The 25384-nt window shown below is 43.4% G+C and carries 24 protein-coding genes and 1 pseudogene; 12 read left to right on the forward strand and 13 right to left on the reverse strand.

The genetic code is table 11. From position 1 onward, the window contains the following. The first annotated feature begins 276 nt into the window (after positions 1-276). Complete coding sequence (locus F6K63_RS14760) at positions 277-807, forward strand: gamma-glutamylcyclotransferase family protein (protein WP_008190370.1); 531 nt, start codon at positions 277-279, stop codon at positions 805-807. Between the two features lie 61 nt (positions 808-868). Continuing rightward, positions 869-1084, forward strand: a complete 216-nt coding sequence (locus F6K63_RS14765; protein WP_287312520.1) for a hypothetical protein — start codon at positions 869-871, stop codon at positions 1082-1084. A 306-nt stretch (positions 1085-1390) separates the two neighbouring features. On the opposite strand, the gene F6K63_RS14770 is transcribed toward F6K63_RS14765, so the two are convergent. Then, positions 1391-1765 (reverse strand): hypothetical protein, encoded by a 375-nt coding sequence (locus tag F6K63_RS14770; protein WP_287252031.1) that lies wholly within the window; start codon positions 1763-1765, stop codon positions 1391-1393. A gap of 828 nt (positions 1766-2593) precedes the next feature. On the opposite strand from F6K63_RS14770, the gene F6K63_RS14775 reads away from it, so the two are divergent. From F6K63_RS14775 to F6K63_RS14800, 6 genes and pseudogenes are all read left to right on the forward strand, one after another. Then, positions 2594-2719, forward strand: a complete 126-nt coding sequence (locus F6K63_RS14775) for a hypothetical protein (protein ID WP_008190366.1) — start codon at positions 2594-2596, stop codon at positions 2717-2719. A 455-nt stretch (positions 2720-3174) separates the two neighbouring features. Next, positions 3175-3321, forward strand: a complete 147-nt coding sequence (locus F6K63_RS14780; RefSeq protein WP_287312522.1) for a hypothetical protein — start codon at positions 3175-3177, stop codon at positions 3319-3321. A 245-nt stretch (positions 3322-3566) separates the two neighbouring features. Then, entirely contained in the window at positions 3567-4850 is a 1284-nt protein-coding gene (locus F6K63_RS14785; RefSeq protein ID WP_287312524.1) for an AAA-like domain-containing protein, read from the forward strand. A 227-nt stretch (positions 4851-5077) separates the two neighbouring features. Beyond that, on the forward strand, positions 5078-5272 hold the full coding sequence (locus F6K63_RS14790) for a hypothetical protein (RefSeq protein WP_287312525.1): 195 nt from the start codon (positions 5078-5080) through the stop codon (positions 5270-5272). After that, complete coding sequence (locus F6K63_RS14795) at positions 5232-8660, forward strand: eIF2A-related protein (RefSeq protein ID WP_287312526.1); 3429 nt, start codon at positions 5232-5234, stop codon at positions 8658-8660. The genes F6K63_RS14790 and F6K63_RS14795 overlap by 41 nt, the downstream gene beginning before the upstream one ends. A 93-nt stretch (positions 8661-8753) precedes the next feature. Then, a pseudogene (locus F6K63_RS14800) lies at positions 8754-9089 on the forward strand (XisI protein). 23 nt (positions 9090-9112) lie between these two features. Here the strand turns inward: F6K63_RS14800 and F6K63_RS14805 are convergent. The 11 genes from F6K63_RS14805 to gyrB all read right to left on the reverse strand — a co-directional run bounded on the left by F6K63_RS14805 (position 9113) and on the right by gyrB (position 20370). After that, positions 9113-9436 (reverse strand): XisI protein, encoded by a 324-nt coding sequence (locus tag F6K63_RS14805; RefSeq protein WP_287312528.1) that lies wholly within the window; start codon positions 9434-9436, stop codon positions 9113-9115. Next, positions 9424-9840, reverse strand: coding sequence for a XisH family protein (locus F6K63_RS14810; RefSeq protein ID WP_287312530.1), 417 nt, complete (start codon positions 9838-9840; stop codon positions 9424-9426). The genes F6K63_RS14805 and F6K63_RS14810 overlap by 13 nt, the downstream gene beginning before the upstream one ends. Positions 9841-9954: 114 nt before the next feature. Continuing rightward, complete coding sequence (locus F6K63_RS14815; RefSeq protein WP_287253011.1) at positions 9955-10389, reverse strand: nuclear transport factor 2 family protein; 435 nt, start codon at positions 10387-10389, stop codon at positions 9955-9957. 361 nt (positions 10390-10750) lie between these two features. After that, on the reverse strand, positions 10751-11722 hold the full coding sequence (locus F6K63_RS14820; RefSeq protein WP_287312531.1) for a CobW family GTP-binding protein: 972 nt from the start codon (positions 11720-11722) through the stop codon (positions 10751-10753). 27 nt (positions 11723-11749) lie between these two features. After that, a complete protein-coding gene (locus F6K63_RS14825) occupies positions 11750-11995 on the reverse strand; it encodes a hypothetical protein (protein WP_287312533.1) in 246 nt (81 codons plus the stop codon). Positions 11996-12000: 5 nt separating this feature from the next. Continuing rightward, positions 12001-13059: a WD40 repeat domain-containing protein gene (locus F6K63_RS14830; protein WP_287253020.1), complete on the reverse strand. Its 1059-nt coding sequence runs from the start codon at positions 13057-13059 to the stop codon at positions 12001-12003. A gap of 124 nt (positions 13060-13183) precedes the next feature. Beyond that, a complete protein-coding gene (cynS, locus tag F6K63_RS14835) occupies positions 13184-13627 on the reverse strand; it encodes a cyanase (RefSeq protein ID WP_287253022.1) in 444 nt (147 codons plus the stop codon). 201 nt (positions 13628-13828) lie between these two features. Next, the gene (locus tag F6K63_RS14840) at positions 13829-14713 is read right to left on the reverse strand and encodes an ABC transporter ATP-binding protein (protein ID WP_287253024.1); all 885 of its coding nucleotides are present in this window, start codon (positions 14711-14713) and stop codon (positions 13829-13831) included. Between the two features lie 9 nt (positions 14714-14722). Continuing rightward, on the reverse strand, positions 14723-15559 hold the full coding sequence (gene ntrB / locus F6K63_RS14845; RefSeq protein ID WP_287253026.1) for a nitrate ABC transporter permease: 837 nt from the start codon (positions 15557-15559) through the stop codon (positions 14723-14725). Positions 15560-15892: 333 nt separating this feature from the next. Beyond that, positions 15893-17542 carry an ABC transporter substrate-binding protein gene (locus tag F6K63_RS14850; protein WP_287312534.1) on the reverse strand — a complete coding sequence of 550 codons (1650 nt, stop codon included), beginning with the start codon at positions 17540-17542 and terminating at the stop codon, positions 15893-15895. A gap of 380 nt (positions 17543-17922) precedes the next feature. Next, positions 17923-20370 carry a DNA topoisomerase (ATP-hydrolyzing) subunit B gene (gyrB, locus tag F6K63_RS14855; protein WP_287312535.1) on the reverse strand — a complete coding sequence of 816 codons (2448 nt, stop codon included), beginning with the start codon at positions 20368-20370 and terminating at the stop codon, positions 17923-17925. A 198-nt stretch (positions 20371-20568) separates the two neighbouring features. Here gyrB and miaA point away from each other — a divergent pair, with 198 nt between their 5' ends. The 3 genes from miaA to F6K63_RS14870 all read left to right on the forward strand — a co-directional run bounded on the left by miaA (position 20569) and on the right by F6K63_RS14870 (position 22754). Further along, positions 20569-21567 carry a tRNA (adenosine(37)-N6)-dimethylallyltransferase MiaA gene (gene miaA / locus F6K63_RS14860; protein WP_287312536.1) on the forward strand — a complete coding sequence of 333 codons (999 nt, stop codon included), beginning with the start codon at positions 20569-20571 and terminating at the stop codon, positions 21565-21567. 493 nt (positions 21568-22060) lie between these two features. Beyond that, a complete protein-coding gene (locus tag F6K63_RS14865) occupies positions 22061-22513 on the forward strand; it encodes a hypothetical protein (protein WP_008190345.1) in 453 nt (150 codons plus the stop codon). A gap of 28 nt (positions 22514-22541) precedes the next feature. Next, positions 22542-22754, forward strand: coding sequence for a hypothetical protein (locus tag F6K63_RS14870; protein ID WP_287312537.1), 213 nt, complete (start codon positions 22542-22544; stop codon positions 22752-22754). Here the strand turns inward: F6K63_RS14870 and F6K63_RS14875 are convergent. After that, positions 22706-24208, reverse strand: a complete 1503-nt coding sequence (locus F6K63_RS14875) for a RecQ family ATP-dependent DNA helicase (protein ID WP_287312539.1) — start codon at positions 24206-24208, stop codon at positions 22706-22708. The two genes, F6K63_RS14870 and F6K63_RS14875, sit on opposite strands and share 49 nt — an antisense overlap. 227 nt (positions 24209-24435) lie before the next feature. Between F6K63_RS14875 and F6K63_RS14880 the strand changes: the two genes are divergently transcribed. Further along, positions 24436-25362, forward strand: a complete 927-nt coding sequence (locus F6K63_RS14880) for an Rpn family recombination-promoting nuclease/putative transposase (protein WP_287312540.1) — start codon at positions 24436-24438, stop codon at positions 25360-25362. Positions 25363-25384 lie beyond the last annotated feature (22 nt).

Below are 25384 nucleotides of genomic sequence, written 5' to 3' on the forward strand. Positions count from 1 at the left end.
TGGAATTATAGCAAGTCTTATACCCATGAGGTACAACTTGATCCCCCTAAATCCCCCTTAATAAGGGGGACTTTGAGGTTGAGAAGCGTACCTCATAAATTCTAGAAACGCTATATCTAATATCTTAAAGTTTAAACCTCTGCATACTTTGCCTTTCAATATTCAATAATTGTCCCACTGGTTTAAACGGTGGGATTTTTTTTTGCTGAAACGTTTTTGATAAAATAAGTTTTTATTTGCCAAGGTCTAGGTATAAGTTAGGAAATAGTATTGCGTATGTCAGCTGCCGAGCTAAACACTGACAGAAAACACCAACGTCACACAGAGTCAGGCTTTTACTATTTTGCTTATGGCTCTTGTATGTGTCCAGTAGATTTAAAGCGATCGCTTGGGGAAGATACTCATAATTTTGTGATTGGTACTGCTACTCTCAAGGATTATCATATTGGTTTTTATCGCAAATCTCGACGTCGTAATTGTGGGACGCTGGATGTGGTGAAAACTCCTGGGTCAAGGGTTGAAGGAGTTTTGTATCATTTACCTTGGCGGGTGAGTGAAGCTTTGGATCTGCGGGAAGAAGTGCCTCGCGGTGGCTACCGACAGGAAATGGTAAATGTCCACTGTCAAAATAAGTTGTATCAGGGCGTTCGGACTTATGTGGTGGTCAATAAGTTAGATCAGGAAATGGCTCCTAATGATTGGTATTTCCATGTGGTACTCCGGGGTGCTGTTACCTGTGGGCTATCTGAGGAGTATTGCTGGAAGTTGTTTGATCATATGCATCAGTTGCAACTAAAGGCGAGCTGAGGATTGCTAGCAAAGGGAACAGGGAACAGTTGATGTAGGGTGGGCAGTAAGTATCATCCGGATGGTAAGCTTTGGAATTGGTATTATTACTGCCCACCTTACGATTAATTTTATTATATTTTACCATGAATTTTCTGTTGGTGGGCAGTGCCGATTTAACTTTATACAAGCTGGAAAATTTCTAGGAAGCACTGCCCACCCTACGATTATTTTTACGATTAATTTTCTGTTGGTGGGCAGTGCCGATTTAACTGACTACAAGCTGGAAAATTTCTAGGAATCACTGCCCACCCTACGATTATTTTTACGATTAATTTTCTGTTGGTGGGCAGTGCCGATTTAACTGACTACAAGCTGGAAAATTTCTAGGAAGCACTGCCCACCCTACGATTCTACGATTAATTTTACTGCCCACAATACGATTAATTTTATTTTGAATAAAACAGGTATTATTCAAAAGCTGAATTCTGAATACTTACCTATCAGATACACAGATTTTTTTTACTATTCCCTATTCCCTGTTCCCTGTTCCCTGTTCCCTAAAACCCAGGAATTTATACTAACCGAATTAAACAATATAGATTTACTCGTTATCAAAATTTATCCAATCTTTCCATTCTTGATTTTCTTGATAATAGTCTTTCATGGCTTCTGCTTGTTGGGCTAAAATGCGACGACGTTCTTCTAGGGGAAGTTGTTGAAAAGCTTGGCGTTCCATTGAATTATTTTGTGCGGTTTCAGGTACGATTAAAATCACTTCTATGGTTTGTCCTACCGGTAAATTGGGAAGGGAAATCTCAAGGCGGTTGCCTTGTTGAACGGTTGTGGTTAGATAGTGGGTTTGTTTCATTACAGCAGTTTTCAATTCGTTTAGGTATAAAGTCTTGGGTTTTAGGGAGTAGGGAGCAGGGAGCAGGGAACAGGGAGCAGTTGATGTAGGGTGGGCAGTGAGTATCATCCCGATGGTAAGCTTTGGAATTGGTATTATTACTGCCCACAATACGATTAATTTTATTATATTTTACCATGAATTTTCTGTTGGTGGGCAGTGCCGATTTAACTGACTACAAGCTGGAAAAATCCTAGGAATCACTGCCCACCCTACGATTATTTTTACTGCCCACAATACAATTAATTTTCTGTTGGTGGGCAGTGCCGATTTCACTTTATACAACCTTGAAATTTTCTAGGAATCACTGCCCACCCTACGATTATTTTTACTGCCCACAATACAATTAATTTTCTGTTGGTGGGCAGTGCCGATTTCACTTTATACAACCTTGAAATTTTCTAGGAATCACTGCCCACCCTACGATTATTTTTACTGCCCACAATACAATTAATTTTCTGTTGGTGGGCAGTGCCGATTTCACTTTATACAACCTTGAAATTTTCTAGGAAGCACTGCCCACCCTACGATTAATTTTACTCTATTTTACAATTTATTTTCATTAATTTTCTGTTGGTGGGCAGTGCCGATTTCACTTTATACAACCTTAAAATTTTCTAGGAAGCACTGCCCACCCTACGATTAATTTTACTCTATTTTACAATTTATTTTAATTTATTTTCTGTTGGTGGGCAGTGCCGATTTCACTTTATACAACCTTGAAATTTTCTAGGAAGCACTGCCCACCCTACGATTAATTTTACTGCCCACAATACGATTAATTTTACTCTCCACAATCTCCATATTTCGTAATAATCAAAAAATTCTAAATCCCTTGACAAATGATTAACTTATAAATATATTAATAGTATGAACCATTTACAGGAGTCACGATTCATGACCAAGAACATTCCACCTAACTCGAATGAAAATAACACCCCAGAAAACCCTGGTCGCAAACCTAAGAAAGTCAAGCTGATCTTGATCGGTTCTCCTGAAAAAGTTTGGAAGACAATGTCTTGATGCAGTCGCTCATGGGGGGAACCCCCAAGACCGCGCTGCATCGCTTATTGCCCTTTATGGCCTTAAATACGCCTATCCCAACGAGTGGAGCACTCCCGAGCCTACGGGGAAGCCTGATGAGATTATGACTTTTTTGATTCGCTATTTTTACGTAGACTAGGATAGTAATTTGCCAGGGTTTTGACGCCCTGGCGACTATGAGTGCAATTTGTTTTGTGGAGGTTAGTTTACTGAGTTGGAATGTTGTTGTTTTGGATCAGTTGCTGAGGTAAGTGGTCAGTAGTCAGTGGTCAGCCGTCAGCCGTCAGCGGTCAGTGGTCAGCGGTCAGCGGTCAGCCTTTTGCTGATAACTGTTCGCGTAGCGTGCGCGTAGCGCTTAAGCTGATAGCTGATAGCTAATCAGCTGATAGCTGATAGCTGATAGCTGATAGCTGATAAGCTAAGCTTTAATTGTAGTGGTTTATATTATAGAATTCGGTCAAGCATTGGTTAACCAAACCTTGACCGATTTTTTTTTATTGGTAAGCAGTCAGCGGTCAGCGGTCAGTGCTCAGCCTTGGCTAAAGGCCACGCTACGGGAATGGCTGATAACTGATAGCTAATAACTGATGGCTGATAGCTGATGGCACCTCAAGTAGCGTGCGCGTAGCGCTTAAGCTGATAGCTTACAAACAAACTTCAGGTTACTTCATGGCACTTCACATTGGTGACGGTCGAAGAATATATTTGTGATTATTTTTTCACAGCTACACAAACGTTGTGAACTTGTTGTCTCAATCTGGCTCAACTAATGAATAATACTCTAAACTAACTATAGGACTAGCTAAGGCACAAGTAGCGATCGCTTATGATTAGTAAAGAAGCCTTCGAGGAAAAATTCAAGACCATGCCCTGGAAAAGGCGACAAGTGTTGGAGGCGGTGGTTGGTGGCAAGACAGATCAAGAAATCAGAGAAAAGGTGCTGAAAGTCTATGATATATCTACGGTAAGAAAGCATATTTCTAAAATCTATAAAGATTTTGATATTGAAGCTAATGGTTTTAATTGTCGTTGTGAGTTAGTTGAAATCGTTAATACCTATAAGCCAGAGTTAGTGGCTGATCAAGTATTAAATGATTGCAACTTATCCCTTCGCCCTAGAGCAACTCAAGAGATATATATTGAGCGCCCACCTATTGAAGCTCGTTGTGATCAGGAAATTGTCAAACCGGGAGCGTTAATTCGGATTAAAGCACCGAAACTGATGGGCAAAACGTTACTAAGTCATCAGATTATCGCCCATGGTGAAAAACAGGGTTATGCTCAGGTGTATTTAAATATGAATGAGCTACCTTTAAATAATTTAGATAGCTTTTTACAGTCCTTTTGTGTACGAGTTGCTGATAACTTAGGATTGTCGGATAACTTAGACAGTTATTGGAAAAAGCGTTTACCCAGCAAGGTAAACTGCAAACGATACTTAGAGCAGTATTTATTAAAGTCTTTAGATACTCCGGTAGTTTTGTGTTTGGATGAAGTAGAGCAAGTCTTTTCTCATCAAGATGTGGCTGAAGGGTTTCTGACTTTGCTGCGCAGTTGGCATGAAGATGCTAAGAGTAAAGAGGTTTGGAAAAAACTACGATTGATTGTGGTTTATGCTACGGAAGTTTACGTTAGCTTACCTACCGAACAGTCGCCGTTTAATGTGGGATTACAGATAGAGTTACTAGAGTTTAATGAACAGCAGGTTAATAGCTTTGCTGAGGCTTATGGGTTGAATTTGTCTGGGGATTCAGTAACGCAACTAATGGCAATGGTGGGGGGACATCCTTATTTATTGTCCCAAGCTTTTGATTATCTCAAGAATCACCAAGCAGGAGACAACACACTGGATACCCTTTTGGCTAATGCCCCCACAGAAGCCGGAATTTATGGCAGTCATCTCCGTGAACTGTTAACTAGTATTCAAGAGCATCCCGAATTACTGGACGCTGTTAAATTATTAGTTAGTACCACTAAACCCGTGCGCCTGGATGCTACTATTACTCGCAAGTTGGAAAGTATGGGTCTGGTGCAACGCTATGGTAATGATTGTAGTTTGATATCTAATTTGTATCGTCTGTATTTTAGCGATCGCATTAAGCAGGGGTAGGGTGCGTTAGGGACGGGCTAGACCTAGTTTGACACCGGTTTGGGTCTGGTTGAAAAACCCCGTACCGTAACGCACCACTAGATATCGTTTGCATAAGAAACTTAACTATACCTCATAAGTATGATCAACTCCAGATCATTATTATCAAAAATTATCAACAGATCAGTTTGACCCAATGGTGCGTTACGGGACGGACTTTTCTAAGCCTCGCTTTGAGGCGGAAAATAATGGTGAGTCCGTCCCTAACGCACCCTACGCAACTGTTTGACCCAATGGTGCGTTACGGGACGGACTTTTCCAACCCTGGCTTTGAGGCGGAAAATGATGGTGAGTCCGTCCCTAACGCACCCTACGCAACTATTCCCTGTTCCCTTTCCAACCATGACCAATCAACAATCAACAATCTACAAAGTAGGAGGTAGTTTACCTCAGGATGAACCCACTTATGTGACCAGACAAGCGGATGACGAGCTTTTTCAGGCATTGATGGCTGGGGAGTTTTGTTATGTGCTGAATTCCCGACAGATGGGTAAGTCTAGTTTGCGGGTAAGAACGATAAAACGCTTGAAAGAAGAGGGATTTGCTTGCGCGTCTATCGATCTGACCGTGATTGGTAAAGAAGATATCACGGTGTCGATGTGGTATGAAAGTTTGATTATGTTATTGGTGGATGATTTCGAGCTTTTCGGAAAATTTGATGAAGACAGTTGGTTAGACGAGCGTGCTCAAATCTCTCCGGTGTTGTGCTTAAGTAAGTTTATTGAGCAGATCGTATTAAGCAGTATTCCGGGAAATATTGTTATTTTTCTGGATGAAATTGATAGTATTATTAAAGTTAGGTTTAAAGATGATTTCTTTGCCTTAATTAGAGCCTGTTACAATCAACGAGCTGAAACGCCAGCTTACAATCGTCTCACCTTTTGTTTGCTGGGGGTGGCAACTGCTGCAGATTTAATTCAGGATAAACAGCGCACTCCGTTTAATATTGGTCAGGATATTCAATTAACTGGGTTTACCTTTGAGGAGGCTAAAGGGCCGTTGGTTCCAGGTTTGGTAGGTAAGGTTAATAATCCTGAACAGGTGTTGGGTGAAATAGTAAACTGGACGGGAGGACAACCGTTTCTGACTCAGCGCGTGTGTCGTTTGGTAGTGCAGACCTGGGAATCGGGTAATAGTCTTTCCCTAGACCAGATCGTGCGTAGCAAGATCATTAACAATTGGGAAGCCCAGGATGAACAGGAGCATTTGAAGACTATACGCGATCGCATTCTCAGAAAAGAGCAACGGGCTGGGATGCTGTTGGGTTTGTATCAGCAAGTGTTGGAGCAAGGGTGTATAGCTGCTGATGGTAGTCAGGAACAGACGGAATTAAGGTTATCGGGGCTGGTGGTTGAGCGCCAGGGTTGTTTAGAGGTTAACAACCGGATTTATGGGGAGGTTTTCAATTCCAATTGGGTCAATCAAGAATTAGCTAGACTACGCCCCTACTCTGAAGCGTTTACCGCTTGGGTTGATTCTAGGTTTAAGGATGAGTCTCGATTGTTGCGGGGGGGAGCATTAGACCAGGCGGAACAATGGTCTAGGGGAAAAGCCTTAAGTGATTTGGATTCCCAGTTCTTAAGAGCTAGTCAGGTTTTAGATAAGGGAGAAGTCCAAAAGGCTTTGGCTGCTGAGAAAGAGGCTAGTGAGATATTAGCTAAGGCTAAACAGGAAGCGGAAGCGTTGCTAGCAGAAGCCAAATTATTGACACGACTAGAACGGAAAGCCCTCAGTATTTTACGACAGTTACCGGATAATAATGTTTACTACGGCCCCAGTACAACAGGGGAAACGCTTTTGTACCAGGCCATGGAGAATGGGCAAGATCTATTTAATATAGTAACAGATGGTCGCCCCCTGGATGACTATCCTGCTACTAGTCCTCTATATGCTCTCCAGCAAAGTATTAGTAAATTCCGAACAGGGGCTGTGCTCACCGGGCATCAGGACTCGGTATGGAGTGTAGCCTTCAGCCCGGATGGACAGAGGCTGGCCACTGCTTCAGATGACAAAACTGCCAGAATTTGGGACAACCAGGGCAATCAAATCGCCGTGATCACCGGGCATCAGGACTCGGTATGGAGTATAGCCTTCAGCCCGGATGGACAGAAGCTGGCCACTGCTTCAGATGACAAAACTGCCAGAATTTGGGACAACCAGGGCCATGAAATATCTGTGCTCAGAGGGCATCAGGATGTGGTATGGAGTGTAGCCTTCAGCCCGGATGGACAGAGGCTGGCCACTGCTTCAGATGACAAAACTGCCAGAATTTGGGACTTACAGGGCAATCAAATCGCCCTGCTCACCGGACATCAGTCCAGGGTAAATAGTGTAGCCTTCAGCCCGGATGGACAGAAGCTGGCCACTGTTTCAGATGACAAAACTGCCAGAATTTGGGACAACCAGGGCAATCAAATCGCCGTGCTCACCGGCCATCAGGACTCGGTATGGAGTGTAGCCTTCAGCCCGGATGGACAGAGGCTGGCCACTGGTTCAGATGACAAAACTGCTAGAATTTGGGACAACCAGGGCAATGAAATCGCCCTGCTCACCGGCCATCAGTTCAGGGTAAATAGTATAGCCTTCAGCTTGGATGGACAGAGGCTGGCCACTGGTTCAAGGGACAACACCGCCAGAATTTGGGACAACCAGGGCAATGAAATCGCCGTGCTCAAGGGGCATCAGTTCTGGGTAAATAGTGTAGCCTTCAGCCCGGATGGAAAGACACTGGCCACTGCTTCATTCAACAAAACCGTCATAATTTGGGACTTACAGGGACATGAATTAACTGTGGTCACCGCCCATCAGGACAGGGTAAATAGTGTAGCCTTCAGCCCCGATGGACAGAGGCTGGCCACTGCTTCATCCGACAAAACTGCCAGAATTTGGGACAACCAGGGCAATGAAATCGCCGTGCTCACAGGGCATCAGTCCAGGGTATGGAGTGTAGCCTTCAGCCCCGATGGACAGAGGCTGGCCACTGCTTCAAGGGACAACACTGCCAGAATTTGGGACAACCAGGGCAATCAAATCGCCGTGCTCACAGGGCCTCAGAACTCGTTAAATAGTGTAGCCTTCAGCCCGGATGGAAAGACACTGGCCACGGCTTCAGATGACAACACCGCCACAATTTGGGACAACCAGGGCAATCAATTAGCTGTGCTTACCGGGCATCAGAACTGGTTAACGAGTGTAGCCTTCAGCCCGGATGGACAGAGGCTGGCCACTGCTTCAGTTGACGGCACTGCCAGAATTTGGGACAACCAGGGCAATCAAATCGCCGTGCTCAAGGGGCATCAGTCCAGGGTAAATAGTGTAGCCTTCAGCCCGGATGGACAGAGGCTGGCCACGGCTTCAGTTGACAACACTGCCAGAATTTGGGACAACCAGGGCAATCAAATCGCCCTACTCACCGGGCATCAGGAAAGGCTATTAAGTGCAGCCTTCAGCCCGGATGGACAGAAGCTGGCCACTGGTTCATTCGACAACACCGCCAGAATTTGGGACAACCAGGGCAATCCATTAGCCGTATTCACCGGGCATCAAGACTGGGTATCAAGTGTAGCCTTCAGCCCGGATGGAAAGAGGCTGGCCACGGCTTCAGATGACAAAACTGCCAGAATTTGGAAGGTTGAAAGTTTAGGTGAGCTGCTGCGTCGGGGCTGTGAATTGCTGGAAGATTACTTTGTTAGGAATCCTGGAACTAAGGAGAAGTTATGGGTATGTTGGGAAGAGGGAACAGGGAACAGGGAACAGGGAACAGGGAATTAGGTTCAGAGGCTCAACTGTAGAACAGGCTTCCAGCCTGTGATGGGGTGCGCTTACAATTATTGTTTTTGACCCGGAAGAGGAGGTCATTACAAAATGGATAAATTAGAAAACTATCGCCAAATTATTCGTCAAATCTTAAGCCCTTATGTTAACATTAATTACTCTAATGTTAATATCCGTAACCATGCAGCATTTGACCCAGAAACAGACGAATATTTAATTGTTTCTGAAGGATGGAATAAGCAATAACATATTCATAGTTGTTTGATTCATGGGTCAATTAGTAATTATAAAATTTGGATTCAATGTGACAACACTGAAGACGGCATTGCTAATGATTTAGTGGCAGCAGGTATTCCAAAAAGTGATATTGTTTTAGCTTTTCATCCTCCAGATATTCGCAAATTTACCGAATTTGCTGTTAGTTAAAATCCGGTTAGGTTGCGCATTTACTAGTCTTCCATCGCAGCAGCAATAAGTTTGCGGACGCTGGGAGAGCGAAATCCCAGTATAATATCTTTGGGAGAAACACCCCGCTCAATCAGTTCACGATCGATATAAATCTCAGTACTATTGTGCTGTATCCAGATTTGACCTTCGATTAGCTCAAGATGCATGGCACAACCATAGATGCGGTACTCATTACGCCATTCGTTGTGGAAAACCAGATAACGATCCCGTTCTCTATCAAAGATAAGTTGGGCATTGAGATCATAACTAGCAAAGCTTTCTAAAAATTCGCAGGTAATTTGGCGATACTGATCTAATTTATCCATTGGTCAATCACCTCATGATTTGCATCGTAAACAATTAACCGGACTTCATATCGTTCAATCACAGTTTTGGCAGGTTCAAATCTGATGAACATTTGGTAGGTATCTTTGGGAATCGCCAGATACAAAATGCGTTCTGGCTCATCAGAGATTTCTAAGGCAATCCGATAGTTAAGAAACTGACCAAGAGCGGTGTGAAATTGAGAGATAGTTGAGCCACGGACAAAGCTTTTAACCTCCACTGCTATTTTACAACCTTCTTTCTCAGCAGCGATCGCTTCTTCCGCAGCCAGATCGATATAGATATCAGCCATGCCGTAGCGCAGTTGATAGGGATCGTGAGTAATCAGCCAACCATCTTTTTGCAGAGCTGTTTTAACTTTATTGTGGAAAATATCTTTGGCCATATTTGATTATTATAATAAAATTCCCAACACTGGCGGTGCGTTACGGGACGGGCTATCCCAACACTACCAGGCCGAAAATCAGTGCGAGCCCGTCCCTAACGCGCCCTACGGCTGTCACGAAATTACAGACCGTTCCCACAAAAATTTTCTTTCAGACTCTTTAATCGGTACATCATTAATACTAGCTTCCCGTCTCTTCATTAAGCCATTTTCCGCAAATTCCCAGTTTTCATTGCCATAAGCACGATACCAAAACCCAGAATCATCATGCCACTCATATTCAAAGCAAACTGAAATGCGATTATCCATAAAACTCCAAAGTCGTTTTCTCAGGCGATAATCTAATTCTTTTGCCCATTTCCGCTTCAGAAACGCAATAATTTCCTCTCGACCACTAATAAATTCGGCACGATTGCGCCATTCGGAATCAATGGTATAAGCTAGAGCAACTTTCTCGGGATTGCGGGTATTCCAGGCATCTTCAGCAGCTTGCACCTTAGCGGTTGCAGTTTCTAACGTAAAAGGAGGTAGAGGTGGTTTAGTTTCCATAGATAGTAATAGTCCAAAAAAATCGATAGCAAATCTAGCAGTTATCATACTTCAGCCGTCAGCCGTCAGCCGTCAGCCGTCAGCTATCAGCCTATGCGCTACGCGCACGCTACTTGAGGTGCCGTCAGCCGTGAGCTAAAAGCTCACGCTACGCGAACAGCCGTAGCCCATAAGTTGATAGCTGAATGCTGAATGCTGAATGCTGAATGCTGAATGCTGATAGCTAATAGCTGAATGCTGATAGCTAATAGCTGATAGCTGATAGCTAATAGCTGAATGCTGAATGCTGAATGCTGAATGCTGAATGCTGATAGCTGAATGCTGAATGCTGAATGCTGATAGCTTAATTCTTACATAAACTCTAAACAAGACAAGCTTGGAAATCTTGACGAAATTGGTTTTCATCAAGATTGCGACCAATAAAGACTAACTCATTTTTTCGGGTTTCTTCTGGTTTCCAAGCACGGTCGGGACGACCATCAAAAATCATATGTACTCCCTGGAAGACAAATCGATTGTCTTCTCCCATCACATTCAGAATACCTTTCATTCTGAAAATATTTTGCCCTTGGGTCTGTAATAATTCCGTTAGCCATGTGTTTAATTTTTCCAAATCTACTGCTCCTGGTTCCACAATGGCAAAGGAAAAAACGGATTCATCATGTTCATGAGCATCTTCTCCTAATAAGTCCGGGTCAATTTCTAGAGCTTGTTTAAGGTCAAAAGCCCGCACCCCTAACACTGAATCCATCGCAATTTCTGAGTTTTGGGTACGATAAATTTTGACTAAACCATTCATCGCTTTGATTTTTTGCTCTAACTCCTCCAGTTGTTGAGGTTCTACTAAATCAATTTTATTGAGCAAAATCACATTAGCAAAAGCAATTTGTTCCTGGGCTTCATCACTATCCCAGTGCTCTAAAATATGCTTAGCATCAACTACCGTTACCACGGCATCAAGGTCTAACTGGGTTTGAATCTCTTCATCCACAAAAAACGTTTGAATTACCGGGGCAGGGTCAGCAAGTCCAGTGGTTTCAATAACTAAATGGTCAAACTTATCCCGCCTACGCATCAAGTTACCAATGATTCTAATTAAATCTCCCCGTACGGTACAGCAAATACAACCGTTGTTCATTTCAAATATTTCTTCATCGGCATCGATAACTAACTGATTATCAATACCAACTTCCCCAAATTCATTAACAATTACGGCTACTTTTTTCCCATGCTCGTGGGTCAATATACGGTTGAGTAAGGTAGTTTTTCCGGCTCCTAAATAGCCAGTTAAAACCGTGACGGGAATAGCGTTGTTTACAGTAGTTGCAACCATGGATTTTGAGTAAAATGAATTAGGTGTTTAAAGTTGTTTAATGTCTAGTTCTTGAATTTCTGCTATGGATTGATGAATTTTGTATTGTTGCGGAGGTGTTTTCATGATGGCAATCACGGTTTCTATGGGAGGGCAATCTGGTTCATGGCATTGTAACTGACTAACAGAAATAGGGATTTCCGGATCTATGGCCAAGTGCTGATAAACCCAGTTTTTGATTTCCCTAATTTTAGCTGAATTAGTTGTAGATTTAGAGCTCTGAAATAAGTTCATTGTTATTAACCAAATCCCCTACTGGGACTGGAAATAGAATTTTGCCAAATTATTACTTCACCATTTTGCCCTCCGGCAGCTAAATAGTTTCCCGTAGGGTTCCACGCTAAACAAGAAAATTTAATTGTTTTGCTAACTATTTTGGTAAGCTTTTTAGCCTTTGACCAGAGTTGAATACCACCATCATTACTAGCGGAAATTAGTAGGGATGAATTGGGGGAAAAGGTGATGTCTTGTATGGCTTGGTCATGTTGTAACACACGATTTTGCCAGTTCTTGATTTCGTTGCTAAACTGCCACACAATTACCGCATCTTGACAAGACGCAGCTAAAACTGGATCAGACGTATTTGACCAAACAACTTGACTGACTTTGCCGGGGAATCCTTGCATTAACCAGGGGGGAGGATTACCCCAGTGAAGTAAAGAAATAGTGCGGTCTAGATTGCCTGAAGCAAGATACTCACCATTGGATGACCAAGCACAATCTAGACTAGCTCCAGGGACTTCAAGGGTTTCTGGTGGCTCTGACCAGTTTTCAATGTTCCAGACTTTAACACTACCATGGCCACTAGCAGCCAGGAATTTACCCTGGGGATGCCAAGCTACATTGAAAACTGATGAGTCTGCAAAGTTTAACTCTGCCATTAGTTGCCCTTGGTCAACATCCCAAACCTTAACCTGGCGATTGACAGCAAAGGCTAATAGATTTTTTTGGGGATGCCAACCGAGGGAGTCAATCCAAGCGTTGCCCTGATCCAGGGTTGTAATTGGCGTAAACTTGGGGGAATTGACCCCCAATTGCCAGATACTAACCTTGCCTTCTTGTCCAGCAGTCCCTAGATAATTGCCATCTTGGGAAAAGCCCACACAGTCTAGGGAATAGTCATGGCTGGGTGTCAAAATTTCCAGATTACCCTGTTGCCATAAAGCCAGTTCTCCTGCAGCAGTAATAATAGCTAGATAATTACCTTGGTTTGACCAGACTAAGGCTCTGATGTACTCAGAAAATTGCCGTTTATCTAACTGTTTTAGTGTGTTCGTGGTTTTGGATTTAGTGGACACTGATTCCCTAGTAACCTGTGGCTACCCTGTAATTGCCGAGGTTAAGAAATTGTAGTGAATAGTAGTTAATAACTTTGTAGTCGGGATAACTTACCTTTACCCCGACAGAATCAATCTTGCTAAGCTACCACTTTTTGTAAGGTAGGAATTTACCACACATAATGATTTGTACGCGATCGCCTTTCGGGTCTTCCACTTTCTCTACTTCTATGGAAAAATCAATAGCACTCATAATCCCATCCCCAAACTTCTCATGGACCACCGCTTTAATAGGCATACCATACACCTGCATAATTTCGTAAAAGCGGTAAATTAGGGGATCCGTAGGAATTTGAGGGTCTAGGGAACCCTTGAGAGGTGGCACGGTTAATTCTTCAGCTACGGATTCTGGTAAACCCAAAGCGGTGACTAGTTTGGTGGCTTCCTCCATATCTGCGCTAGCTTGACGATAGATCACAGAAGCGACCCAAGTTTCATCCCTACCTACAACTTTTTCCAAATCTTCAAAGGTTAGTCCTTTTTCTTTTTTTGCGGCTAACAACTGTTGAGTAATGTCTGCAATTGCCATAATATTGATGTCTCCTGATTTTTGACCTTTGGTATTTTACACTGTAAGCATTCAGCTATCAGCTATCAGCTATCAACTTATGGGCTACGGCACCTCAAGTAGCGTGAGCTAAAAGCTCACGGCTAAAGGCTGAAGGCTTACTAGCTGACAGCTGACCACTGACGGCTAAATGCTTACTTTACACTAACGGAGGATTTTTAGTTAGTGAATTCGTGCTTCTTCTACAGCTCTAGTTTCCCGATATAGATGGTTTTCCATTTCCTGTTTCAGTTCCATATAGGCAGGATGATGCTCAACGGTAGTGCGATCGCGCGGACGGGGGAAAGGCACTTCAAGCACCTCATCAATGCGCGCCGCAGGGCCTTTGGTCATCATCACAATCCGATCGGATAACAGGAGGGCTTCATCAATGCTATGGGTAATCATAATGGCAGTTTTACGCTGCTGTTCCCAAATGCGCTCGATTTCATCCTGTAAAAAGCCCCTAGTCAGAGCATCTAAAGCACCAAAAGGTTCATCCATTAACAAAATTTGGGGATTAATAGCTAAAGCTCTCGCAATACCTACTCGTTGTCGCATACCCCCAGATAGTTCATGAGGATGCTTTGTCTCTGCCCCGGTTAAACCAACTAGTTGGATATTTTCCTTAATAACCCGTTTTTGCTGCCTGGCAGACATTTTGGGATAGACAGTTTCCACCGCAAACCTAATATTACCTTCCACAGTCATCCAAGGCATAAGGGCATAGTTTTGAAAGACCATACCCCGGTCAGGTCCTGGTTGAGTCACCAGTTGCCCATTGATGATCACTTCGCCACTGGTGGCGGAACTCAAACCCGCGATAATATTCAGCAAGGTGGACTTACCACAACCCGACGGGCCAATGATCGACACAAACGTGTTGTGCTCAATATCTAAATTGATATCTTCGATAGCTACAAAGTCTGGGGAAGATTTGCCAGTGATTTTATCAAACCAACCCTGTTTACCAGGGAACGTTTTTGAAATATGACGTAATGAAATTTGAGCTTCACTGTCATTGTCACTAATGACCTTACGGCCCTTGGAATAAAAAGAAGTACTCATAATGATGCTTCATGATGATTTTTTACCGAAAGAAACCATTTTTTCAAAATATGCAAATATTTGATCAAGGACAATACCCACAATTCCAATAATAAAAATAGCCACCAGAATATTGGGTATGTAAAGGTTATTCCACTCATTCCAAATGAAGTAACCTAAACCCGTACCCAATAGCATTTCTGCTGCCACAATCACCAACCAAGAAATCCCCATACTAATTCTCAAACCAGAGATGATGTTAGGTAGGGCAGCGGGAATAATCACCTTAAAAATCGTGCGCCATTTAGAAGCGCCCAGAATTTTAGAAACATCAAGGTAATCTGGGTTAACATTGGCCACACCAAAAGCCGTGTTGGTTAGGGTTGGCCAAATACTAGCAATGGTAATAATGAAAATCCCAGTCATCTCTGAGTTCCGGAATATATATAGCCCCAAAGGTAACCAAGCCAGGGGAGAAACCGGTTTAAGAAGCTGGAAGTAGGGGTTAAAGGCTTTAAATGCAATTTTGGAAATACCTACCAAGATTCCCAAAGGCACAGCAATGATTGAGGCTAACGTGTAGCCAATGGCTACTCTCCGCAGGCTAATTAACAAATTCCAACCAATACCCAAATCATTAGGTCCATTGTCATAAAATGGATGGGTTACCCAATACCATAATTCCTTAATTGTTAAGGATGCAGTGGGCATGCCCTTAGCAAAAATTTTCATCTTTGCTCCTAATTCCCAAAACAGTAAAAATATGCCTAGGGAAACGATAAATAGCAACAGAGCTCTGAAGTTTTCATTTTCAAGGATTGTGAGTTGTTGTTTTTTTTGAGTTACGTTTTTGGGTATTGATGTCATATTGTATTTGCTTTTATCTGCAAAGAGCTTGGTGAGGTAGACTTCGTCAGCTATCAGCATTCAGCATTCAGCTATCAGCATTCAGCATTCAGCATTCAGCATTCAGCATTCAGCATTCAGCATTCAGCATTCAGCATTCAGCTTAAGCGCTACTTGAGGTGCTATCAGCTATCAGCTATCAGCATTCAGCATTCAGCATTCAGCATTCAGCTATCAACTTATGGGCTACTGCTGTTCGCGTAGCGTGAGCTTTTAGCTCACGGCTGACAGCTGACGGCTGACGGCTGACGGCTGACGGCTGACGGCTGACGGCTGACGGCTGATAGCTTACCTTTAAAAACCGTATTTTTTGATTTGTTCATCCACATACTCTTGGGGTTTAGCTGGATCAAAGGTGTCAAATTCCAAGGTTTCTGTACGGTAAATCTCTGTAGGTGGAGTTTGTCCCACTTCCTTAGCCAATTCCCTAGCTAAATCTGTCAGAAAAATTTCTTTACCCACTTCATCATACTTTTCCGAGGTAATTGCTGATTTTACTTTTCCATCTCCTTGCAAATCCCAACGCACTAACTGAGAAGAAATCCAATTCGCAAAGCTCTGCCAAGGATAGGGATCAAAATCAATTCTGTCTGGTACAGCTTTGGTATTACCTTGACCATCTTCAAAGTTACCCGTTAGTACAGCTTCCACCACTTCCACAGGCTGGTTCAAAAAGGCTCTTTCGGAGATGGCTTTAGCAATTTCTGGACGATTGGCTGGGTTACGGGCATAACCTGCAGCTTCGATAATTGCTTTGTTGAGGGAGCGGAAAGTGTTCGGGTTTTCCTCTATCCAAGCATCGCTGGCGGCAAAAGCACAACAGGGGTGTCCTTCCCATAACTCCTTGGTAAGTTTGTGGATAAATCCAGCGTCTTCATAGACAGCCCTTTGGTTAAAGGGATCGGGCATCAAGTAAGCATCAATGTCCCCTGCAACCAACTGAGCAATACTATCTGGTGGCGGAACAGGGCGAATTTTTACATCTTTATCAGGATCAACTCCACCAGTGGCCAGGTAGTAACGCATTAAGAGGTTGTGCATGGAGTAAGGAAAAGGTACACCGATGGTGAAGCCTTTGAAATCGGCGGGACCGTTAATTTTACCTTTGTACTTGTTAGCTACAGTTATGGCTTGACCGTTAATGTTCTCGATGCTGGCTAGTTTAACTCCAAAGGTGGCGGAACCTAAACCCAAAGTCATGGCAATAGGCATCGGGGCTAGCATATGATAAGCATCCAGTTCTCCTGCGATCGCGGAATCTCTAACCGCACCCCAGCTAGGCATTTTTACTACTTTGGCATTAAAACCATACTTGGAGTAGAACCCTAAAGGTTCAGACATAATAATTGGAGTGGCACAGGTGATGGGGATAAATCCAATTTTTAGGTCTGTTTTTTCTAGACTGTCTGCATTTGCTGGTGGTTCATTCTCCCCTGTCTTTAAATCCTGAGTTTGCTGTTTAGAGGTACAGTTGGCTAGGGTAACTAATGCAGCACCTACTGCTAAATTTTTCAAGAAGCGGCGGCGGCTGAAACTATTGTAATGCCTAACATCCCCGAAAAATTCTCCAGCTTTAGGACCAAAGGCAGCGGCAAAGGCATTTTCTATACCACCAGCTTGTTTAGCTAGCTCTAGGACTAATTGCTCCCTATTAGGGTCCCCTTTACCAGCTACTTTTAGTAGCAGTGCCTTTCTAATATCAGCAGCATTAACCGCATCTGCCATCTTAAACGTATCGGGTTTATAAACTCCCATTTTTGTGAGGTCTTCGATCATATCCACTGGATCTTTAGGCATATCTTCTGCCATAAATTTCCAATGGTCAGCGGTCATGTGGAAGCCACCACAAATAATACACCATAGATCTAATTCACTCAGATTCCCTCTTTGGGAATCAAGGTTACCCCATTTTTCTGTAGCGTTTGTAACTGATGAAATTACCATAATTACATCACATATAAAATATGTTGATGTAGTTAGGTTACGGCTGATGCTTCCCAGTATTTTGTAGCTAAAAGTACAGAATCCTCGATTTTTTTTTATTCAGGACTTACCCAAAGACACCAGATGTGGAGTATAGCCCATTGGTTACAACTTAAGGCTGAATCCATTGGTGACCAGGGCAAACGCATCTAAATTCCAAAACCCTTATCCAGTAAGGATTTCATCAATTGATTAAAAACCGGACTTGATCGCTGAAATCCTCACACCGCTCGCCTTTCAAAAATCAAGATGCCTTTGCCCTGCCAATAAAGGGTACCCTTTTCTCGTGAAGGAATACCCTTTATTGGTGAACGAGCACCGATTTGTGAGTAAAGTAGACGTTAAATATCTAAATCGTTTAGATTGAGTCGAGCGCCATAGGTTTCAATGAATTGGCGGCGAGGAGCAACCCGGTCTCCCATGAGTACAGTAAAGATTCTGTCTGCTTCAGCAGCATCTTCGATTTCGATTTGCTTCATGGTGCGAGTTTCTGGATTCATGGTGGTGTCCCACAACTGCTGTGGCATCATTTCACCTAATCCTTTGAATCGTTGGATGTTATAGTTAGCGTTATCCGGAAATTGGCTAATCCGCTGTTGTAGTTCGCGATCGCTATAACAATAGTTATGGTTGCGACCTCGTTCTAGTTTATATAAGGGCGGACAGGCGATGTAGATGTAGCCTTGGTCTACAAGGGCTCGTTGATAGCGGTAGAAAAAGGTTAGTAATAAAGTACGGATGTGAGCGCCATCCACATCAGCATCAGTCATAATTACGATGCGGTGGTAGCGTAAATTGGACGGATCGAATTCTTCTCCTTTTATCCCTAGCCCTAGGGCTGTAATTAGGGATTGGATTTCTGTGTTCTTGTAAATTTTGGCATCATCAGTTTTCTCAATGTTGAGGATTTTTCCACGGAGGGGGAGAATGGCTTGGAATTGGCGATCGCGTCCTTGTTTAGCACTGTTGTGAACAAATACCCCACTCTCTAAAGCGAAATTATGGGTATGAGGCACTTCGATATCATAGACATCTACCAATTGTTCTAGGGGTTCAATAGCAACAACTTGGTAGTTATAGTTGGCAACAGGGTCACAAACCTGTGTCTGATTACCAGCAAAAGCGGAATAGGCTTCTTTGTTTTGGGTTTTGACCTTTGCCTGTTTCCTGATTTCTGCCAGTGGCCGATACAGAGGCATTAGCAAATCATCACGAGTCAGAGATACTGCTGGCTTATAACTACCATCTTGCAACATGAACAGGTGATCGGGAGTGCAAATAATGGTTTCTGAGTTATCTAAGGTAAGTTTGATGACTTTAGCATTGGCTTTGGTCATCCTGGGATTGATAATCCGTTCTATTCCGATGCTGCCATTATTGGTAATCGTGTAGCAAAAATGCTCTTTACCCATAGCTTGTTCAGCTACAAGTTCTTTGAAGCTCAAAGAACGTCCATCAGCCAGGGCAACCTGTGTCTCTCCAGAAAAACAGCCCCCTGCACTATCTCCCTCAACGATAAATATCTCTGATTCCGCTGGGTCCCGAGAACTACAATCGGCTAACTTACCGGGTAAGGGAGAAGACTCTAGTACTGACTTGCGCCGGACTAACTCACGAGCACGACGAGCAGCTTCTGCGGCTTTATAGGCTTGAATGGCTTTTTCTAAGATAGTATCGACCACTTGGGGACGAAAATCCAGGTATTCAGTCAAGACTTCCCCAACTAGGGAATCTACAATGCCCCTTACTTCTGTATTCCCCAGTTTAGTTTTGGTTTGACCTTCAAATTCTGGCTCTGGGACTTTGACAGAAATCACCCCAGTTAATCCTTCTCGGATATTCTCACCACCTAGGTTAGACTCACTTTCTTTGATTTTATTCCGCTTGCGTGCGATCGCATTCATGGTTCGGGTCAAGACTGTCTTGAGCCCCTCCAAGTGGGTACCACCATCAATGGTGCGAATATTGTTAGCAAAACCCAGCAAATTATCACTATAGGCATCAATGCACCATTGTAGTGCCACTTCCACTTGGATACTTTTGCGTTCCCCTTGTATATAGATAATCTCCTCGTGTAGGGCGTGCTTTTCTCGGTTCATGTAAGCGACATATTCCTGGATACCTCCCTCGTAGTGATAGGTTTCTACTCTGGGTTCTTCCAGGCGATGGTCTGAGAAGGTAATATTAACACCAGCATTGAGGTAAGCCAGTTCCCGCAGACGTCCGGATAAGGTAGTGTAATCAAACTCAATACCGTTACTAAAGATTTCGATATCTGGTTTGAAGTTTACTGAGGTACCAGTGTGGTTTTTTTTATAAGGCTTGACGAGTAGTTCAGTCATGGGGACACCCCGCTCATAGCGCTGGGTATGTTCTTTTTTCTCCCGCCACACCGTTACATCTACCCACTCAGACAGAGCATTGACTACGGAAACCCCAACACCGTGCAATCCTCCAGAGACTTTATAGCCGCCGCCACCAAATTTACCACCGGCATGAAGTACGGTCATTACGGTTTCCAGTGCTGATTTCCCTGTGGTAGGGTGGGTGTCTGTAGGTACCCCTCGTCCGTCATCGGTAACGGTTACGGAACCATCGCTATTGATATCAACTTCGATGTGAGTACAATACCCAGCCAGCGCTTCATCGATGGAATTGTCTACAACTTCGTACACTAGATGATGGAGACCCCTAGGTCCAGTTGTCCCGATGTACATCCCTGGGCGTTTCCGCACCGGTTCGAGACCTTCTAGAACTTGAATCTGATCGGCACTGTAACTACTCGTCATAATCTTTCGGGGTTCTCCCTTAAAAGCTTGGAAAGGCTATGATTCATCAAAAATGATAAAACACCCGAAAATTGTAACACAAAAGCCTTACAGGCGACCACAGACCACTTTCATAGGTTATTTCTATAGGGGATTGACTATATAGGTTATCACCCAGTGGGTCAGTGGTCGAGTGGGTTCCGAATGTCACCATGCAAGATGAAACAGCCCTCCGCTCAAAACTCAAAACTCAACACTGAGCACTCAGCAGTCATAGTAATTTGCGGTGCTACAGCCACAGGTAAATCTAGTCTAGGGATAGAATTAGCCCAGCGGGTTAGTTCGATAATTCTTAATGCTGATTCTCGTCAGGTTTACCGAGAATTTGATATTGGAACGGCTAAGCCGACACTCGCTCAACAACAGCAGGTACCCCATTATCTGATCGACATCTGTGATCCAACCGAAACCTTAACTGTAGCTGATTATCAACAGCAAGCCCAGGAAATTATAGCTAGCAAACATAGGGAACACCAGGAAGACCGGGTAGATCAGGCAGACTTAAACAATAAACCTCTTTTCCTTGTTGGTGGTACTGGTTTATATATCAAATCCGTAGTGCGGGGGTTAAAAATTCCTCGGGTTGCACCTCAGAAAGATTTGCGATCGCAACTAGCTGCTCTTGGTCAAGCTCAGCTCTATAATTTCCTCCAACAGATTGACCCTGTTGCTGTTGGGAAGATTCATCCCAATGACCAAGTGCGGACATTGCGAGCATTGGAAGTATTTTATGTAACTGGAATTCCGATATCACAGCAGCAGGGAGAGAATCCTCCTAATTATCCAATTCTCCAGATTGGTTTGGAATGTCAGGATTCTGAAACTATTACCCAGCGGATTGCTCAGCGTACTGACCAAATGTTAGCAGCAGGATTTGTGGCTGAGGTGGAAACTATTGCTCAGAAGTATGGTTGGAATTTACCGTTACTGGATACGTTGGGATATCGGGAAATTAAAGATTATCTTGCTGGTAACTTATCCCTTGATCAGGCCAGAGAGTTAACTGTTGTCCACACTCGCCAATTTGCTAAACGTCAACGCACTTGGTTTAAGGCTTATCCTGAGATTGAATGGTTTGATGCGGATTGTCCTGATTTGTTGGAGAAAGTTTGGGAGCGGATAGAAGGTTTTTTAGAGGAATTAAGAATTAAGAATTAAGAATTAAGAATTAAGAATTAAGAATTGAGAATTGAGAATTGAGCGAATGTAGGGTGCGTTAGGGGCGGGCTTGCCCTCATTTTCACCCCGAAGTAGCCAGTATTAGGATAGCCCGCCCCGTAACGCACCACCAAGTAGAATTAAGAATTTAGAATTAAGAATTTAGAATCGGGAATCGGGAATCGGGAATCGGGAATCGGGAAGATTAGGAACAAGAGCTGAGGAGTTTTTGGTGTGAAGTTGTTGTGCATTTAAATTGGATATTATTCAGTTATAAAACAAACCGTGTCTTGATGCCATCGCTGATGGGGGTTTCCTCCAAGACTGCTTAGGTGCGCTTTAAGAGAGATGTCCGCTCTAATCCAGCTATATTAATTACTATAGCTGGAACTTAAACAAGAAATGGAGAGCACTCTATGAAACGTTTCAAGTGGCTCAGTATCTTTCACTGTCTTGATGCAGTCGCTCATGGGGGAAACCACGGCAGTTGCTCATGGGGGGAACCACGGCAGTCGCTCATGGGGGAAACCCCCAAGACCGCGCTGCCTCCCCAAGACCGCACTGCCTCCCCAAGACCGCGCTGCATCGCTATATTTGGGGCGGCATTTATTTCTTCTTTGGATTGTTCGTATTTCGTATATATTTCGATTTTTCGAGATATATAATCCAGATGCGTCCTTCATTATGTATTAATGAACCTTTCCGAGGAGATGCATGTGATACTTGGATAATTTTCTTCACTATCGCCATGCATATATTTCTACTTGGGTTTGGAATTGTTAATATAATGGCAGGATTCTTCTATCAGCGAGCCAAGCCAAATACTGCTAACTGGATTGCGGCATGTGTGAATCTGTTGAGTTTACCAATTGGTACAGCATTAGGAATATATAGTCTGTTGAAACTAAATAATTATTTAAAAGAATTACAGGAATCTCAACAATAAAAATTGAATAAGCTGTGTCAGTCTTTGAATGAATAGGAGTAGAGTGGGCATCCTGCCCGACCCAAGAGATCAAGGGACAGGCAAGATGCCTATTCCACCGGTCGCAGCTCTCCCTACTCCCTACGGTGCGCGCCTCCTAGGGCGAGTAAATCGCCCTTGGGTCGCACCGCTCCCTACTCCCTTTGATAAATGCTATGAGCAATTATCACAGCGATCGCATTTAAAACCAACTGCTTCCTGAGTAAAACCAAATGCCTTTAGTAAAAATTGCCAACGACACTGGCGAGTTTTCAGGTATTGATTCATCTGAGACTGGGCTTGCTGTTGGATATTACTAACCTGTGCTAGGGAGGAAGATTTTTGAGACCGGTGTTGCCGGTAATGGAATGGATCAATCCATTCTAGTTGACCAGCACTATCGAGGAGTGCTAAGGCTATGGCACCATTGGGAAACTCTTTGGCTACTTTGGCTACTTCTCCCTGGGCTGGTAATTGCTTTGCTAACTGTTGAGCCTGTTGGTATTGCGATCGCATTTGATGGGCAAAAAATTCTTGTCGTTGCTTATCCTCTGGATTGAACCATCCCGTTGGTTCACTGACTAAGGTCAAAGCATCCGCTGGTTTACCATCCCTGCCGCCACGACCTACTTCCTGAATATATTCCGATAAGAGTAAAGGTGCTTGGAAATGCACCACCCAGCGTACATCTGGCTTATTAATCCCCATGCCAAAGGCACAGGTACATACCACAAATTGGGTCTGACCACTAATCCAGCTGGCTTCAATTTTCCGACGCTCCTGAGCACCCAAGCCAGCGTGGTAAGCTGCGGTGGAATATCCCAAGGAAGTAAACCATTGCGCTAACACTTCACTATCTTTTCGGGAACGCACATAGACTAAACCAGCTTGTTTAGGTCTGGCTTTAATATAGTTCAATACTCGTTGGCGACGTCCTTTGGGAGTCCAGACGGTTTGGACGTGGAGGTTAAGATTGTCTCGATAGGGGCTAATTAAAAATGTTTGGGGTTGTTGCAGTTGCAAGACTTTGCGGATGGTTTGTTGAGCCTTGGGGTCAGCGGTAGCAGTAAAGGATGCGATCGCAATTTTTGTTCCCTTCGGCTTACACTTGAGCAGTGCTGGTCTTACTGCACCCAAACGGCGATAAGCCGGTCTAAAGGTATCACCCCATTGAACCAAACAATGGGCTTCATCTAAAATCAATCCATTAATCTGAACCTGTGGCTGACACAACCGTTTCCACACTGCTGCACTGAGTAGGGTTTCTGGGGATAAGTAGAGCAATCGGAGTTGCTGGTTTTCGATAGCTTTAAGAGTTTGTTGCCGTTGGTAGCGAGGTAATTCACTATGTAACAGAGCAGCAGGTAATTTGCGATCGCGCAATTCCTGCACCTGATTTTCCATCAATGCTACCAGTGGAGAAATCACTAATGTTAATCCAGTTTGTAGTAACGCTGGTAGTTGAAAACAAATCGACTTACCACCACCAGTAGGCAAAATAATTAAAGCATCCCGTTGTTCTAAAATCATCCGAATAATTTCACCTTGGGGGGGTCGAAAATCCTCGTAACCCCAGAATTGTTTCAACGCTGCACGAACATCATGCCATTGATTATTACTGGATTGATTAGTATTAGTATTATTGCTAGTATTTTTACTACTATTTTTAACAACCATCCTGCTTCACTCCCGTTGATTCCTTCCGTTGATTCCTTGTCTTGATGCAATAGCGAGTGGGGGAAACCCCCTTTGGCCAACTGCATCGCTTTAAGCTTAGAGAAATGCTCACCGGTTATACACTAGAATATCAACGGATTTTGCTAGGATGATGAATGAAACGATGTCCGTGAGATTCCCTAGGAAAGACATTGACTAACCACTCTACCTCATAAACTGGTAAAACCATGAGATTCATTAGTCCCAAAACTGACTTTGCTTTCAAGAAAATCTTTGGCTCAGATCAAAGTAAGGATATTCTGATTTCCTTCCTCAATGCCATGATCTACTCTGGGGAGTCGGTAATCCAGGATTTAGAAATCCTTGACCCCTATAGTGCCGGGGATGTAGTGGAGTTAAAAGACACTTATCTGGATGTTAAGGCAGTATTAGAGGATCGAACGACTGTGCTGATTGAAATGCAAATCTGGAATGTGGAGGCTTTCGAGAAGCGAGTGGTATATAACTTGTGCAAAACCTATGGGAATCAACTAAAATCGGGACAGGGATATTTCCATCTAAATCCAGTCATTGCTTTAACCATCACGGATTTTCAGTTATTCCCCTCAACAGAGAAAGTAATTAGCTGTTTTTACTTTCAAGAAGAAGAAGACCACTTGCCTTATCAGGAGAATGAATTAAAGCTGGTGTTTGTGGAACTTCCCAAATTTAATAAACAACTGGAAGAGTTAGAAAGTGTGATAGATAAGTGGATATATTTTATCAAAGAAGCGCCCAGCTTAGAAATTATTCCTGATAATCTCAGGGAAATACCACAGCTAGAAAAAGCGTTAACTATAGCGAATCAAGCGGGGTTGAGTGTGTCAGAATTGGAAAAACTCCGCAAGCAGGAGATGGTGTTGGAGGACACTCGAGGTGCATTGAGTCTAGCTCAACGGGAAGGAATAGAACAGGGAATAATACAGGGACGAGAAGAAGGGGAAAGAAGGGTAATATTGCGACAGCTTGAGCGCCGTTTTGGCAAACTAACCAGTGATGATATCGCATTAATCGAAGCCTTGACGAATCAAGAGCTAGAGCGTTTATCAGAAGCCATCTGGGATTTTAAAACCAGTGAAGACTTACTCAACTGGCTCCAAGATAACTCTAACTAAAATCAAGGGCTATATCATAGCT

It is taken from the genome of Moorena sp. SIO1G6 (assembly GCF_010672795.1).
GTDB classification, from domain to species: Bacteria; Cyanobacteriota; Cyanobacteriia; order Cyanobacteriales; family Coleofasciculaceae; genus Moorena; species Moorena producens.

Excerpts from the sequence above, each read along its gene's own strand:
- F6K63_RS14760 (WP_008190370.1), top strand. The coding sequence starts at position 277 with ATGTCAGCTGCCGAGCTAAACACTGACAGAAAACACCAACGTCACACA.
- F6K63_RS14765 (WP_287312520.1), top strand. The coding sequence starts at position 869 with ATGGTAAGCTTTGGAATTGGTATTATTACTGCCCACCTTACGATTAAT.
- F6K63_RS14770 (WP_287252031.1), bottom strand. The coding sequence starts at position 1,765 with ATGATACTCACTGCCCACCCTACATCAACTGCTCCCTGTTCCCTGCTC.
- F6K63_RS14775 (WP_008190366.1), top strand. The coding sequence starts at position 2,594 with ATGACCAAGAACATTCCACCTAACTCGAATGAAAATAACACCCCAGAA.
- F6K63_RS14785 (WP_287312524.1), top strand. The coding sequence starts at position 3,567 with ATGATTAGTAAAGAAGCCTTCGAGGAAAAATTCAAGACCATGCCCTGG.
- F6K63_RS14790 (WP_287312525.1), top strand. The coding sequence starts at position 5,078 with ATGGTGAGTCCGTCCCTAACGCACCCTACGCAACTGTTTGACCCAATG.
- F6K63_RS14795 (WP_287312526.1), top strand. The coding sequence starts at position 5,232 with ATGACCAATCAACAATCAACAATCTACAAAGTAGGAGGTAGTTTACCT.
- F6K63_RS14805 (WP_287312528.1), bottom strand. The coding sequence starts at position 9,436 with ATGGATAAATTAGATCAGTATCGCCAAATTACCTGCGAATTTTTAGAA.
- F6K63_RS14810 (WP_287312530.1), bottom strand. The coding sequence starts at position 9,840 with ATGGCCAAAGATATTTTCCACAATAAAGTTAAAACAGCTCTGCAAAAA.
- F6K63_RS14815 (WP_287253011.1), bottom strand. The coding sequence starts at position 10,389 with ATGGAAACTAAACCACCTCTACCTCCTTTTACGTTAGAAACTGCAACC.
- F6K63_RS14820 (WP_287312531.1), bottom strand. The coding sequence starts at position 11,722 with ATGGTTGCAACTACTGTAAACAACGCTATTCCCGTCACGGTTTTAACT.
- F6K63_RS14825 (WP_287312533.1), bottom strand. The coding sequence starts at position 11,995 with ATGAACTTATTTCAGAGCTCTAAATCTACAACTAATTCAGCTAAAATT.
- cynS (WP_287253022.1), bottom strand. The coding sequence starts at position 13,627 with ATGGCAATTGCAGACATTACTCAACAGTTGTTAGCCGCAAAAAAAGAA.
- F6K63_RS14840 (WP_287253024.1), bottom strand. The coding sequence starts at position 14,713 with ATGAGTACTTCTTTTTATTCCAAGGGCCGTAAGGTCATTAGTGACAAT.
- ntrB (WP_287253026.1), bottom strand. The coding sequence starts at position 15,559 with ATGACATCAATACCCAAAAACGTAACTCAAAAAAAACAACAACTCACA.
- F6K63_RS14850 (WP_287312534.1), bottom strand. The coding sequence starts at position 17,542 with ATGGTAATTTCATCAGTTACAAACGCTACAGAAAAATGGGGTAACCTT.
- gyrB (WP_287312535.1), bottom strand. The coding sequence starts at position 20,370 with ATGACGAGTAGTTACAGTGCCGATCAGATTCAAGTTCTAGAAGGTCTC.
- miaA (WP_287312536.1), top strand. The coding sequence starts at position 20,569 with ATGAAACAGCCCTCCGCTCAAAACTCAAAACTCAACACTGAGCACTCA.
- F6K63_RS14865 (WP_008190345.1), top strand. The coding sequence starts at position 22,061 with ATGGGGGGAACCACGGCAGTCGCTCATGGGGGAAACCCCCAAGACCGC.
- F6K63_RS14870 (WP_287312537.1), top strand. The coding sequence starts at position 22,542 with ATGAATAGGAGTAGAGTGGGCATCCTGCCCGACCCAAGAGATCAAGGG.
- F6K63_RS14875 (WP_287312539.1), bottom strand. The coding sequence starts at position 24,208 with ATGGTTGTTAAAAATAGTAGTAAAAATACTAGCAATAATACTAATACT.
- F6K63_RS14880 (WP_287312540.1), top strand. The coding sequence starts at position 24,436 with ATGAGATTCATTAGTCCCAAAACTGACTTTGCTTTCAAGAAAATCTTT.